Here is a 12,092-nt window from a genome sequence, read left to right as displayed (position 1 = left end):
CCTGAAGGGCCGCGTTGCCGAGCTCACCGCCCTGGTCGCCGAGCGCCTCGCCGACGCCCACCAGGAGGCCGGCGACGCCGTGCTGTCCGCTTGGTGAAGTCGAAGTCCTCCAGCCGCTTGGGCCGCGGGAAGCGGGCCAGCCGCAGGAGCCGCTGCTGACGGCGTACGTCGCGGTCGGCGAGCTCAACCTGCAGAAGGTCGAGGAGGAACTGCTTGTAGGTGGCCTGCTCGCGGCGGGCCGTGCCGGCGAGTTCGATGAACCGCTCACGGAACGCGGGCAGCTTCAGGTCCCGGCATGCCTCGTCGATGAGCATGTCCTCCGGGCCGCCCGGCAGGGACACCCTCCTCTGCGGGATTCGGTCCTACGCTTGACCGGCATCCGCAACGAGGAGCTCCTGGAGCTGACCCACCACAGCATCACCGAATACCGGCTCCCCAGCACCGGCGAAGTCGTGCCCCTGCTGCAGGTCGCCCCGTCCAAGACCGACAGCGAACGGCTCCTGCTGGTCAGCCCGGAACTGGCGGACGTCCTTTCCACCATCGTCTGCCGCCTGCGAGGAAGAAGCCGCGCGATCCCGCTGGTAGCCTCCTACTACGTCCACGAGCGGGTCTGGAACCCGCCCATGCCGCTGCTGTTCCAACGCGCTATCGGCACCGAACACCGCGCTTTCACCCCGACTGCGCTACGCAAGCTGCTGATCAACGCGCTGGCCGCCACGGGCCTGACCGATGCCGGCGGCGAACCCCTCGTCTTCTCCCCGCACGACTTCCGCAGGATCTTCGTGACCGACGCCATCATGAACGGCCTGCCACCGCACATCGCCCAAGTGCTCTGCGGACATAAGAGTCTTGATACGACGATGGGCTACAAGGCGATCAACCCCGCCGAGACCATCGAGGCCCATCGCGCCTTCATCGCCCGCCGCAGGGCAACCCGACCCAGCGAAGAGTATCGAACCCCCACCGAAGAGGAATGGGACGCATTCCTTGCGCACTTCGAGAAACGCAAGGTCTCCATCGGCACCTGCGGTCGCGCCTTTTCAAGCCCTTGTATTCATGAACACGCTTGCGTTCGTTGCTCGCTCCTCCGGCCGGACCCGGCCCAGCGCGACCGGTTGGAGGAGATCCGCGACAACCTCCTCGCCCGCATTGCCGAGGCCGAGCGCGAGGGCTGGCTCGGAGAGGTCGAAGGACTCAAAGTCAGCCTCGCCGGCGCCGAGGATAAGCTCGCCCAGATCGACAGGCAGTTCCAGAAGACCACCATCAGCCTCGGCATGCCTACGACGAGGAGCGGGGACCTTGAGTAGCGACGCACATCGAGAAGAACCAGGCCACGATCTGAGCACGTGGACGCTCGACCAGCTCCAGACGTTTATCCATGACGCCCGCGGCCAGCAACTTGAGACAGCACGCGTCGCCGCGCAGGGACAGGCCTACAACTCCAGCCATCCCCAGGAAGCCCGTCGCCAGTGGGCGAAGTTGTCGCTGCTCGCGAACCGACGCATGCTCGACCACGCCGAGGGACACCCAGCGCGCGTGGCTCAGCAGGACTTCATGCTCCGGATTTGGGTAATCGACCGGCTGGGCCCCGACGACACGGACCCCGACTGGAGTCCTGCGGCGCTGGCGTCCGACACGCTCGACGCACTGTCCTTCACGCCCCCGCAGGCCGCCGCTCTCGCCGAGGACTGGCGCGACCTTCCCACCGGGCAGATCCGCGAGCTGCGGCGACACAAGAACCTGACGGCACATCTCGAAAGCCTGGTCGGCTACCTGGCACCAGGCCCGGTGCGGGAACGACTCGTGGCCTGGACCGCAACCCGACCGCTCCTGCCTTGACCAGCCCTCCAGCAATCAGATCGCCCCAACCGAGTTCCCAAGGCGAGGTTCAGCAAAGGCGGTCGAAGATCAGAACGGAACCGACAGACCGGAGTCGCGCAGGCGGGCCAGAGCAACGGACATGCACTGCTGAACAGTCCTCCCGTCGGCTCGCATCCCATGCGCCAACGGGCCGCCGCTGGCGGCGAACGTCCACGCTGGCGCGTTGTCGGCCAGTCTCTCGGCGTCCATCCTGATCATGGCGTTCACACCCTGCTCGCCCAGCCACTCCAAGATCAGAAGCGTCACGTCTTCGACGCCGCGTTCCTCATCGATCTTCGGCCAACGGCCTCGGTTCCCAGTCATCACCCCGACTCCATCGAGGTTCCGGAGGTGGTCCAGGGGCCCAACCGACGAGTTCAGAGAAGCCTGTGTCAGGTGCCCCATGCTCCGCCTGGACCCGGCCCAGGAACCGCGGCTGCTGGAGATCGAGACCAACACCCGCCAGCGCATCGGAGAGGCCCAGCGGATGCAGTGGCTCGGTGAGGTCGCCGGCCTGCAGGAAAGCCTGCGGCACATCGCCGACAAGAAACAGCAGGCCGAACGCCTACGTGCCCAAGCCGGGCACGGTGAAGCCGGGGTCGCATCGCTCGGATAGGCGATCACTCATCGGTGATGATCTAGGCCTTCAGCATGCGCCGTTCCTCGATGTCATCATGGCGGGTGTGAATTCCTCCGTCGCAACACCCAATGCCGACCTGGTCCATGCACGTTGGCGTGCCCGGGAGGCACCCCACGGAGACTTCATCATGTTCTCCGACGGATCTCTGTCGGTGATGAGGCTCATGCGCTTCTCCCCCGCAGATCAGCGCCATGACATGCGGGCCGAGAACTGGCAGTGGTGGGAGGTCCTCCGGGCCACCGCGTGGACCCCCAGTGACTGGATGGACGTCGATACGACGTTTGCCTCATGCACCTACGCCGGAAGCCGTGCCCTCGCAGGTGAATCATCGGACCACGGCAGTATCGGCTGGGTCGCCCTGACGCGGGACGATGACCACCACACCTTGGAATGGCTCGCGGTCTCCTGCTCGTCCAATCCGTTCACCGAAGTCACCTTGGATGGAACCACGGTGACCGCCACCAGCACCCTGGGCCGCATCTGGACCTTCCCCCGAAACGCCCCGCAACAGGTGAAGATCACTGAGGATCCTACGTACCCCTGGCCCTCGCCGACTCAACCGGTCAGTCCCGCCAACTGAAGCCCAAGATCCACTCGGGCATTGGGGTGCGAAGTACAGAGAAGGGTCTATGCGACCGCGTCCCAGGAGGCGTTCCTGGAAGGGCACGTGGAGGCGTTCACGGTGCTGGGCGGGGTGCTGTCGGTGCACATCCGGTACGACAACTTGAAGCCGGCGGTCAAGCAGGTGCTGTTCGGGCGCTCGCGGCTGGAGTCGGCGCGGTGGGCGTCGTTCAAGTCCTGGTATGAGTTCTCGGCGTTCTACTGCGCGCCCGGCGAGGACGGCGCCCACGAGAAGGGCGGGGTGGAGCACGAGGGCGGCCGGTTCCGCCGCAAGCACCTGGTCCCGCCTCCCGCGGTCGACTCGTTGGCGGAGCTGAACGAGCGGCTGGTCGCGATCGACATCGCGGAGGACGCCCGGCACATCCACGGCCGGCCGACCTCGATCGGGTTCGACTTCGAGGCCGAGCGGGACCTTCGCCGCCAGCAGCGGCTGGCCCGATTTCCGCGGCCCAAGCGGTGGGAGGACTTCGACTTCGAGAAGAACCCGAACGTCACCCCGGAGTTCGTGGCGGACCTGAAGTCCCCGACCTGGGTCCGTGAGGGACGGCCGCTGGTGCTGATCGGCGACTCCGGCACCGGCAAGTCCCACCTGCTGATCGGCATCGGCACCGCGATCGCCGAGACCGGCCTGTCGGTGCGCTACACCACCACCAGCGCGCTGGTGAACGAGCTCGCCGAGGCCGACGCGAGCCGTCGGCTGTCCTCGGTGATCGCCCGCTACGGCAAGATCGATCTTTTGTGTCTGGACGAGTTCGGCTACCTGAACCTGGACCGCAAGGGCGCGAAGCTGCTGTTCCAGATCTTCACCGAGCGCGAGGAGCGCAAGGCCACTGCCGTCGCCACGAACTCACCCTTCACCGAGTGGGACAGGACCTTCGGCGACGCCCGCCTCTGCGCGGCCATCGCCGACCGGATCACCTTCCGCTGCATCCTGATCCAGACCGGCACCGAGTCCTACCGCTATCAGGCCACCCAAGAATCTCTCTTCCCCACCCCGAACTGACACGCCACCAGCAGCACGGAGGGCTGGACCCCGCGGGTCCAGCTGGCGGCGTACATGTGAGAGTGCTCAGCCACGTGCTGGTGAACGTGCACAAGTCCAAGACGACGCTCAGGGATTGATCTCGGTTGTCCCGCATATCGAGCGTCCACGATCGGCAGGACCGACCCCGCACCCCGTGGCACGACAGCGCGTTCGCCCGTGAGATGGTTACTGTCATGACAGATGGCGCGACTCCGGACAGCGAGGTTGTACTTGAGACGAGTCGCCTGCTGCTCAGGCCCTGGCGGGTAGCCGAGGCTGTTGTCCAGCGTGAGCTGTGGACCGAACGTGATCCACGAGTGCCGCCGCACCGCCGAATCGACGCAGACGGACATCCCACGGTCGCGGAGCTCGAGGATTCGATCCGCACCAACCAGCTGTGGTCGATCGGGTTGCTGGCGGTCGAGCGGAAGGCCTCTCATGACGTCATCGGCTACTGCGGGCTGGTAGACAGCGGGCGAGGATCGACAGGGGAACCGGAACTGGCATTCGAGCTGCTACGCCGAGTTTGGTGTCAGGGATACGCGACCGAGGCCTCGTTGGCGGTTCTGGAATGGGCGAGATCGTCTGGATACGAACGTCTGTGGGCCACGGTCTGGGACTGGAACACCGCTTCTCGCCGTGTTCTGGCCAAGGTCGGGTTCACCGAGACCGAGCGGAAGGAAGTGGACGCGGCGCACGGAACCACCCTGTTCACCACGAGACGGCTCTGACACACCCGATGTTTGGCCTTGCGGACGGCTCAGTGCAGTGCTGGCAGGCGGCAGTGTCCCCATACAGTCGGCAGAAGCGGATGCGGCACACGCTCGATGCCGGGGCGCCGGGAACGGAACATCACGGCGGCCGCCGGACTGTTCTTATGGGTCTCGCTGAGTCCGGTGGTCGGATCGCGGTCGGTTGAAGCGTCGGTTCTGCATCCGCTCGCCTCATCGCCGATCCGCACGACGCTGTGCACGTTTATCCGTACCCGGCTGAGCACTTCAACGAGTACGCGGACACCAGCCCTCCGGCGCGTCCAGGAGCGAGGCCCTGGCCGCGACTTGTCAGGGAGGCGACCCGAGCCTGCGATCACAAGCTACCGACGCCCCCACCCCAGTCCCTACGGACACTCCGCCCACGCCCACCAGGCCACCCGATCAGCGGCTCCCAATGGCGTCTGGCGCTGGACATGCTCGACGAGCTCGCGGGCACGGGGCTGCGGCCCGCCGTGCTGGTCGCGGACACCGCCTACGGCGCCAACGCCGACTTCCGTCACGGCCCGGAGGACCGCTTCCTGGCCTACGTGCTGCAGGCCAAGGGCGAGATGACCGCCCACAGCGAGGACGCCGAACCGTACCGGCCGCCCTACGGAGGCCTCGGTCCGCGGCCACTGCCACGCCACCGCTCCCGCCCGGTCTCCCCGCGCGAGCACGTTCCGGCCGCCGGACGCCGGGCCGGGCGGAGCGTGACCTGGCGCAAGGGCTCCAAAGCCGCGATGAGCTCGCACTTCGTCCTCCTGCGCATCCGGCTCGCCGGGCGGCGCCCCAGGCCGGCCCACGACGGCACGATCCCCCTCACCTGGCTGATCGCGCAGTGGCCGGAGAACGAGGCGGAGCCGGTCAGGTACTGGATCTCGAACCTGCCCGCCGACATCCCCGCCAAGGACCTGGTCCGGCTGGCGAAGTCACGCTGGCGGACCGAACACGACTACCGCGAGCTGAAGACCCGCCTGGGCCTGGACCACTTCAAAGGCCGCTCCTGCATCGGCCGGCACCGCCACGTCACCCTCGTCAGCGCCGCCCACCTGTTCCTCACCGAACAGCGGGCCCTCCCCAAAGCCCTGGCCAGGGCCTGACCTTCTACCAGGCCCTGGACCTCCTCCAACACCTCATCGCCACCTGGACCGGCACCTGCCCCACATGCCGACAACCCATCCCATGGCAGACCTACGACACCACCTGACAAAGCACTACCAGAAGGTGAGGTTCCAGGCGTCGATCGTGCCGGCGTCACCCGAGGCGCCGTCGCGCACCCGCAGCTTCCAGATGCCGGCCGCCATGCTCGCGGAGGCGTTCACGGTGTACGTCCTGGCGACGTTGGCGGCGCTGTCGCCGTTCGGGAAGTCCTCCAGGAGGTAGACGGTGCCGTTGGGGGCGACCAGGGAGATCACCAGGTCGCCGCGGTAGGTGTGCTTGATGTCCACGCCGACCTTGAGGGCCGCGGGGGCGTTGCCGCTGACGCCCGACACCGTGATCGGGCTCTCCACCGTGGTGTTGTCGCCGATCGCGACGTCGTTCAGGTTCTCGAAGTAGGCGCCGGGCGTCGGAGTACTGCCGCCGACCGCCTTCAACGCGTCCACCTGGCCCTCGCCGAAGAACGCGTTGTTCGCGGTGGTGCCGGTGCAACGGCTGTCGGAGACCGGGCAGGCCACATCGGCGGCCTGGGCGGCGAGGCGGGCCCGGATGTCGGCCGGGGTGAGGGCCGGGTTGGTGCTCGCGATCAGCGCGGCGACGCCGGTGACGTGCGGTGACGCCATCGAGGTGCCGCTCTTGGTCCCGTAACGGCCGCCGGGCAGCGTGGAGTAGACGCCGTTGGCACCGTCCCCGCCGGGTGCCGCGATGTCGATGACGCCCTTGCCGTAGTTCGAGTAGGAGGCCTTGACGCTGCCGCTGCCCATCGCGGCGACGGTCACCACGCCCGGGAGTTCGGTCGGGATGTCCAGGCAGGCGTTGGTGATGGTCCGGGTGACCGGGGCCGAGTCGTTGGGGCTCGTGGTGTCGGTGGTCTTGTTGGCGAGGTCGTAGTTGGAGTTCCCGGCCGCCGCGACCTGCAGCGAGCCCTTGCCCTCGGCGTACTCCTGGGCGCGCCTGACGCCCTCGATGATGGCCGCCTGGTCGGGGTCGTTCGGGCAGTTGAAGGCCCACGGGTCGGTGTAGTAGCTGTTGTTGGTCACCTTGAAGCCGTGGTCACCGGCCCAGACGAAGCCGCAGACGGTGTTCTCGGCGAAGAACAGGGTGCTGCTCGGTTCGGCTATCCGCACCGACGCGATCTTCACGCCCGGTGCGACGCCGACGACGCCCTTGCCGTTCTTCGCCGCCGCTATGGTGCCCGCGACGTGTGTGCCGTGGGTGTCGACGTCCCGCCAGGCCCCGGTACGGGTGTCCGGCTTCCCGTACGCGCAGGACACCGAGTCGGCCGCGTCGAAGTTCGGCGCGAGGTCCTGGTGCTGGTCGTCCACGCCGGTGTCCAGCACCCCGACCTTGACGGTGGGCGAACCGGTCGTCACGGCCCACGCCCGGTCGGCCTTGATCTGGGTCATGTCCCAGCGGTTGGACTCGGTGAGCGTGGTCGTCGCCTGCGCGGGGTTGGCGGGCAGCGCCGGGTTGTAGGCGTCCGCCGGAACGTCGGAGGTCCGGGTCGCTCCGACCTGCTGGATGCCGGCGACACCGCGCAGGGTGACGGCGAACGAGGCGGACGCCGAGTGGGCGACGACCACGCCGATCGCGTCGTAACTCGCGAAGACCGTGCCGCCGTTGGCGGTGACCGCGGCCTTGGCGGCGGTGGTGTCGCCCGGCGCGCCGATGACCAGGTAGGCCCGGGTCCCCGCCACCCAGCCGGCGGCGGCGCCCGGAGCGGTGACCGCGGAGGCGACGACAGCGCCCTTGGAACCGCCGGGAGTTGTGGGGGCGGCGGTGGCGAGCGACCCGGGAGCGGCCAGCGCCACGGCGGTGAGGAAGGCGAGCGCGGCGACCGGTCGGCCGAGCCGCCGGGATATCAGGGGTGACATGTGCGTCCTCCGATCAACCCGTGCGCGAGGGGGTACGCACGGAGTTGAACGCAACATGCCAGAAAGCGGCACACTTGGGGAAGGCTTTACGCGCGACCGCTTGTCACAAACGTGTCAACTTTCGATGTCGGCCGGGGCCGACCACCCCGGCCGGCCCCGGCGCCGGCCCCCGGCTCCCCGCCCTCCCCGAGACCCGGTCAGCCGCCGAGGTGGGCGGCCAGCACGTCCAGCACGGCGGGCCGCTGGTCGGCCAGGTAGAAGTGACCGCCGGGGAAGACCTTCAGGTCGAAGGCGGCGGTGGTGTGCCGGGCCCAGTCACGGACCTCGTCGAGGGTGGCCCGCGGATCCGCGTCCCCGACCAGGGCGGTGATCGGCTGCGACACCACGGCGTCCGGCGCGCACCGGTACGTCTCGATGGCGGTGTAGTCGCTGCGCAGCGACGGCAGGATGATCAGACGCAACTCCGGGTCGGCCAGCACCCGTTCGTCGGTGCCACCCAGCCTGGCCAGCTCCGCGAGCAGTTCGGCGTCCGGCAGTTGGTGGACGGCCGAGTCCCGGGGCCGGGAGGGCGCACGACCGCCGGAGACGACGAGCCGCACCGGTCCCGGCGCACCGTCCCGGGCGAAGCAGCGGGCGACCTCGAAGGCGACGGCCGCGCCCATGCTGTGCCCGAAGAACGTCAGCGGCCGGTCCGCCCAGGGCAGCAGTGCCTCGTACACCCGCTCCGCCAGGACGTCCACCGAGTCGATCCCCGGCTCGCCGAACCGGTTCTGCCGGCCGGGGTACTGGACGGCGAGCACATCGGCGTACGGCGAGAGCGCGGCGGAGTAGTCGAGGAAGTAGCTCGCCGACCCGCCCGCGTGCGGAAAGCAGACGAGCCGGGCGGGCGCGGTGTCGACAGGATGGAAGCGGCGGAACCAGGGGCTCTCGGTGGTGATGCTGCCGGGCATGCGGGACAACCTCTCTGCGTGCGGATCAGCTTCGCGTGTCACTCCTGCCCCAGTCTCCCCCGTACGGAACCCCGGCCCGTCACGGGCGTCGACCGGGCCCACCCGGTGGGCCGACGCCGCCTCACCCGTCCTGCGGGGCCGGGCCGAACCGGATGGCGGCGGCACGTTCGCGGGAGACGCGGTCGAGCAGGAGGACGGAGACGGCCTCCGGCGCGGGTGCGGGGGCGGCGCCGCGAGCGTGCCGGGTGAACGCCGCCAGGAGGCGGTCGAGCCCTCGGCGATGGCGGGCGAAGGCCCGGCGCGAGGCCCAGCGACCGCGCTCCCGCTGGCCGGCGAGGGCGGTCTCGGCGCCGACGTCGAGCAGGACGAGGTGCAGCGTCCGCCCCTGCCGGGCGGCCGTACGGGAGAGCCAGCGGCGCATCCACGCGCGGCTGCCGCAGTCGTGGACCAGCAGCGGCCCGCCCCGCCGGACGGTGGCGCGCAGCAGGCGGAAGTGCTCCAGGCGGGCCCACGGCCGGTAGACCGCGTACGGCAGGCGGGCGGGCATCACCGCCTCACAGGCCTCGTGGACGGCGCGCGGGTCGACGGTGGCCGCCCCGGGAGCCTGGGCGGACCAACGGTGCAGCAGGGTGCTCTTGCCGCTGCCGGGGAGGCCCGAGATGACCACGACGGCGTCCGCCGGGTAGTGGGCGGTGAACGGCGCCCCGGCAGCGCCCCGCAGGTCGACCAGGCCTCGCGGCTCCATCCCGGCCTGCGCCCCCTGTTCCGCGCCCCGCGCCTGCGCGCCCTGGCGTACCGCGGTCTGCCCGCCCCGCGTGGTCGGCCTGTCCATTGTGCTCACTCATCCCCGTCCGTGCCCGACCCGGAACGATAACAACTGCCGCCGGACCGGGGAGCAGCCGGTCCGGACCCCGCCACCGAGTGCCCTAGGGTGGGCGCCGATGTGATGGACCGTCAGAATTTGGCGTTCGGGCAATGGCGTCGGCATCGGTGCGGGAGCCGGAGTCGGCATGGCGTATCGGGATCGGTGGAGGGCGTGACGTGACGGGGACGCTGGGAACGGCCGGGCCGGACGCGGGCGCGGGATCCGGGGCGGCGACGCTCACCGGAATGGTGCTGGAGGGACTGGCGCGGGATCCGGGGCGGGTGGCGATCCGGTACGGGGAGCGGGCACTGACGGCGCAGGAGTGTCTGGACGACGTGTACCGGACGGCGCGGGCGCTGCTCGCCGTCGGCCTCGGGCCCGGTGACGGGGTGACGGTCCTGTCCGGGAACCGGCCGGAAGCGGTGCTGGTGCGGCTGGCGGCGAACCAGATCGGCTGCCGGGTGGCGATGCTGTACACGGACCGCCCGGTGGCGGACCAGGTCGCGATGGCCGAGGAGGCGCAGACGGCCGCGCTGGTCTTCGACCCGGACCGGTTCGGCGCGGCGGCGGGCCGGATCGCCGGGGCGCTGCCCGGGGCGGTCCTGCTGGCGCTGGGCCCGACCCCGCTCGGGGAGGATCTGCTGGGGCTGGCGGCGCCGCTCTCGCCGGCGCCGCTGGCGCCCGGATACCGGCCGGGCGACGTCATGGCGGTGCGGTTCACCGGCGGTTCGACCGGGCGGCCGAAGGGCGTGCTGCGCCACTTCGCCCGTCCGCCCCGGCCGCCGCTGGTGGCCGCGTCCGCCTTCCTGCTCTGCACGGCGCTCTGCCACGGGGGCGGCACCACGGCGGATCTGGCGCTGGCGGCGGGCGGCTCGGTGGTGCTGCAGGACGGGTTCGCGGCGGGGGCGGTACTGGCGGCGGTCGAGCGGTACCGGGTGTCGCGGGCGTACCTGCCGCCGCATCTGCTCTACCAGGTGCTGGACCACCCCGGGCTGGGCCGGACCGACCTCGGCAGTCTGCGCCGGGTCACGTACACCGGCTGCCTGCCGTCGCCGGAACGGCTGGCGGAGGCGACCCGCCGGATCGGGCGGGTGCTGCACCAGACGTACAGCCTGACGGAGTGCGGGCCGGTCACCCGGCTCACGCCGGACGAACATCTCGCCCCGGGGCTGCTGACCACCGCCGGACGCCCCTTCCCGGACACCGAGGTACGGATCCTGGACGAGGAGGGCCGGCCGCTGCCGCCCGGCCGGACCGGGGAGATCTGCGCACGGACTCCGACGGCGATGTCGGGGTACTGGCGCAATCCGGAGCTGACGGCGCGGGTGCTGCGAAACGGCTGGCTGCACACCGGCGACCTGGGCTTCCTGGACGCGGCCGGGTATCTGACGGTGACCGGTCGACGGGAGGCGATGGCGGTCGTGGACGCGCACAACGTGTTTCCCCGGGATGTCGAGCAGCCGCTGCTGGCGCACCCTCGGGTGCGCCAGGCGGTGATGTTCTCCACCACCGGCCGGGACCGGCTGGAGCGGGTGCACGCGGCCGTGACCACGGAGCCCGGGGCGACGGTCACGGCGGCCGAGTTGCACCGGTGGGTGCTCGAACGCAGCGGGCCGCTCTGTGATCCGTCGACGATCCTGGTCCTGCCGGGCATTCCGTTGAGCGAGACCGGGAAGCCGGACCTCGCGGCGTTGCGGGCGCAGGTCGGAGGCGCGGCGACGGCGGGCGACAAGCCCTAGAGAACCGGCGGCCGCCGGCGGGCACCTCAGGGGCGCGCGGTGAGGCTTCGCGCGCCTCTGGCGCTTCGCCCGCCCGCGTGCGCGCTCCCCCGTGCGGCGGGCGTTCCGCGGAGCCGTCCGTGGACACTCGACCGTGCGGGCCGGTCTGCCGATATTCCCGGCGACGCTCCCTTGCACCGCCCCCAGGAGGCGCCCTCCGTGACCTGGCTTCGCGTCCTGACCGCGCTCGGCATCCTCGCCGTGGCGGCCGGCGCCCTGCTCGTCTTCGCCCTCTGCACCGCCGCGGCGAGGGGCGACCGCCGTGACCGCGGCGACCGGGGCGCGCCCCGGGACGACTTCCGGGAGGAGGCCGAGCACAGCGGACTGATCCAGCGTACGGGCGACGGTAGTTGACGGCTCGACGCAAGAACACAAGGTGTCCTGAAGTAGACAACGTCTCCTCACGTGCTTCGGCGTGCGGCACCGGCGACGCCGCACGCCCTGCGGCGCACCGCTCCCCGGCGTTCCCGCACGAAGGAGGGATCTCCACGCCCAAGCGCGGCCAGGCCTCCTTCGGCTACTACGCACGACGCGCCCGGTTCGCGGCGGGACCCCCGCCACAATCAAGGC

At 70.4% G+C, this 12,092-nt stretch carries 14 protein-coding genes; 9 read left to right on the top strand and 5 right to left on the bottom strand.

Annotation, left to right across the window (positions count from 1 at the left end; translation table 11 throughout):
* Positions 1-23 precede the first annotated feature (23 nt).
* The gene (locus ACIO5D_RS19335) at positions 24-341 is read right to left on the bottom strand and encodes an ATP-binding protein (RefSeq protein ID WP_400796554.1); all 318 of its coding nucleotides are present in this window, start codon (positions 339-341) and stop codon (positions 24-26) included.
* Between the two features lie 27 nt (positions 342-368).
* Here ACIO5D_RS19335 and ACIO5D_RS19330 point away from each other — a divergent pair, with 27 nt between their 5' ends.
* Together ACIO5D_RS19330 and ACIO5D_RS19325 are read left to right on the top strand one after the other, a co-directional pair.
* Positions 369-1,307: a tyrosine-type recombinase/integrase gene (locus ACIO5D_RS19330; RefSeq protein ID WP_400796551.1), complete on the top strand. Its 939-nt coding sequence runs from the start codon at positions 369-371 to the stop codon at positions 1,305-1,307.
* A complete protein-coding gene (locus ACIO5D_RS19325; RefSeq protein WP_363615195.1) occupies positions 1,300-1,839 on the top strand; it encodes a hypothetical protein in 540 nt (179 codons plus the stop codon). Before ACIO5D_RS19330 ends, ACIO5D_RS19325 begins: the two co-directional genes overlap by 8 nt.
* Before the next feature lie 69 nt (positions 1,840-1,908).
* On the opposite strand, the gene ACIO5D_RS19320 is transcribed toward ACIO5D_RS19325, so the two are convergent.
* Complete coding sequence (locus ACIO5D_RS19320; protein WP_041135040.1) at positions 1,909-2,184, bottom strand: hypothetical protein; 276 nt, start codon at positions 2,182-2,184, stop codon at positions 1,909-1,911.
* A 79-nt stretch (positions 2,185-2,263) separates the two neighbouring features.
* Between ACIO5D_RS19320 and ACIO5D_RS19315 the strand changes: the two genes are divergently transcribed.
* The 5 genes from ACIO5D_RS19315 (at position 2,264) to ACIO5D_RS19295 (ending at position 5,997) form a co-directional block, all read left to right on the top strand.
* Positions 2,264-2,476: a hypothetical protein gene (locus tag ACIO5D_RS19315; RefSeq protein WP_363615199.1), complete on the top strand. Its 213-nt coding sequence runs from the start codon at positions 2,264-2,266 to the stop codon at positions 2,474-2,476.
* Between the two features lie 151 nt (positions 2,477-2,627).
* The gene (locus tag ACIO5D_RS19310; protein WP_363615201.1) at positions 2,628-3,080 is read left to right on the top strand and encodes a hypothetical protein; all 453 of its coding nucleotides are present in this window, start codon (positions 2,628-2,630) and stop codon (positions 3,078-3,080) included.
* Positions 3,081-3,167: 87 nt separating this feature from the next.
* Positions 3,168-4,124 (top strand): IS21-like element helper ATPase IstB, encoded by a 957-nt coding sequence (gene istB / locus ACIO5D_RS19305; RefSeq protein WP_400796546.1) that lies wholly within the window; start codon positions 3,168-3,170, stop codon positions 4,122-4,124.
* A gap of 215 nt (positions 4,125-4,339) precedes the next feature.
* A complete protein-coding gene (locus tag ACIO5D_RS19300; RefSeq protein ID WP_400796544.1) occupies positions 4,340-4,876 on the top strand; it encodes a GNAT family N-acetyltransferase in 537 nt (178 codons plus the stop codon).
* A gap of 236 nt (positions 4,877-5,112) precedes the next feature.
* The gene (locus tag ACIO5D_RS19295; protein ID WP_400796541.1) at positions 5,113-5,997 is read left to right on the top strand and encodes a transposase; all 885 of its coding nucleotides are present in this window, start codon (positions 5,113-5,115) and stop codon (positions 5,995-5,997) included.
* A gap of 114 nt (positions 5,998-6,111) precedes the next feature.
* On the opposite strand, the gene ACIO5D_RS19290 is transcribed toward ACIO5D_RS19295, so the two are convergent.
* The 3 genes from ACIO5D_RS19290 to ACIO5D_RS19280 form a co-directional block, all read right to left on the bottom strand.
* The gene (locus tag ACIO5D_RS19290) at positions 6,112-7,929 is read right to left on the bottom strand and encodes a S8 family peptidase (protein WP_400796538.1); all 1,818 of its coding nucleotides are present in this window, start codon (positions 7,927-7,929) and stop codon (positions 6,112-6,114) included.
* 197 nt (positions 7,930-8,126) lie between these two features.
* Positions 8,127-8,879 carry a thioesterase II family protein gene (locus tag ACIO5D_RS19285; protein WP_400652937.1) on the bottom strand — a complete coding sequence of 251 codons (753 nt, stop codon included), beginning with the start codon at positions 8,877-8,879 and terminating at the stop codon, positions 8,127-8,129.
* 121 nt (positions 8,880-9,000) lie between these two features.
* The gene (locus ACIO5D_RS19280; RefSeq protein ID WP_400796535.1) at positions 9,001-9,711 is read right to left on the bottom strand and encodes an AAA family ATPase; all 711 of its coding nucleotides are present in this window, start codon (positions 9,709-9,711) and stop codon (positions 9,001-9,003) included.
* Between the two features lie 209 nt (positions 9,712-9,920).
* Between ACIO5D_RS19280 and ACIO5D_RS19275 the strand changes: the two genes are divergently transcribed.
* Positions 9,921-11,483: an AMP-binding protein gene (locus tag ACIO5D_RS19275; RefSeq protein WP_363612948.1), complete on the top strand. Its 1,563-nt coding sequence runs from the start codon at positions 9,921-9,923 to the stop codon at positions 11,481-11,483.
* Positions 11,484-11,681: 198 nt separating this feature from the next.
* Positions 11,682-11,876, top strand: coding sequence for a hypothetical protein (locus ACIO5D_RS19270; protein WP_363612950.1), 195 nt, complete (start codon positions 11,682-11,684; stop codon positions 11,874-11,876).
* The last annotated feature ends 216 nt before the right edge of the window (positions 11,877-12,092 follow it).

This window comes from Kitasatospora sp. NPDC087315 (assembly GCF_044744345.1).
Taxonomy (GTDB): Bacteria; Actinomycetota; Actinomycetes; order Streptomycetales; family Streptomycetaceae; genus Kitasatospora.
This window is presented reverse-complemented; position numbering and strand designations above follow the sequence as displayed.

Bases quoted from the DNA above. Each gene is read 5' to 3' on its own strand.
- ACIO5D_RS19315 (WP_363615199.1), top strand. From the start codon at position 2,264: ATGCTCCGCCTGGACCCGGCCCAGGAACCGCGGCTGCTGGAGATCGAG.
- ACIO5D_RS19290 (WP_400796538.1), bottom strand. From the start codon at position 7,929: ATGTCACCCCTGATATCCCGGCGGCTCGGCCGACCGGTCGCCGCGCTC.
- ACIO5D_RS19320 (WP_041135040.1), bottom strand. From the start codon at position 2,184: ATGACTGGGAACCGAGGCCGTTGGCCGAAGATCGATGAGGAACGCGGC.
- ACIO5D_RS19280 (WP_400796535.1), bottom strand. From the start codon at position 9,711: ATGGACAGGCCGACCACGCGGGGCGGGCAGACCGCGGTACGCCAGGGC.
- ACIO5D_RS19310 (WP_363615201.1), top strand. From the start codon at position 2,628: ATGTTCTCCGACGGATCTCTGTCGGTGATGAGGCTCATGCGCTTCTCC.
- ACIO5D_RS19300 (WP_400796544.1), top strand. From the start codon at position 4,340: ATGACAGATGGCGCGACTCCGGACAGCGAGGTTGTACTTGAGACGAGT.
- ACIO5D_RS19285 (WP_400652937.1), bottom strand. From the start codon at position 8,879: ATGCCCGGCAGCATCACCACCGAGAGCCCCTGGTTCCGCCGCTTCCAT.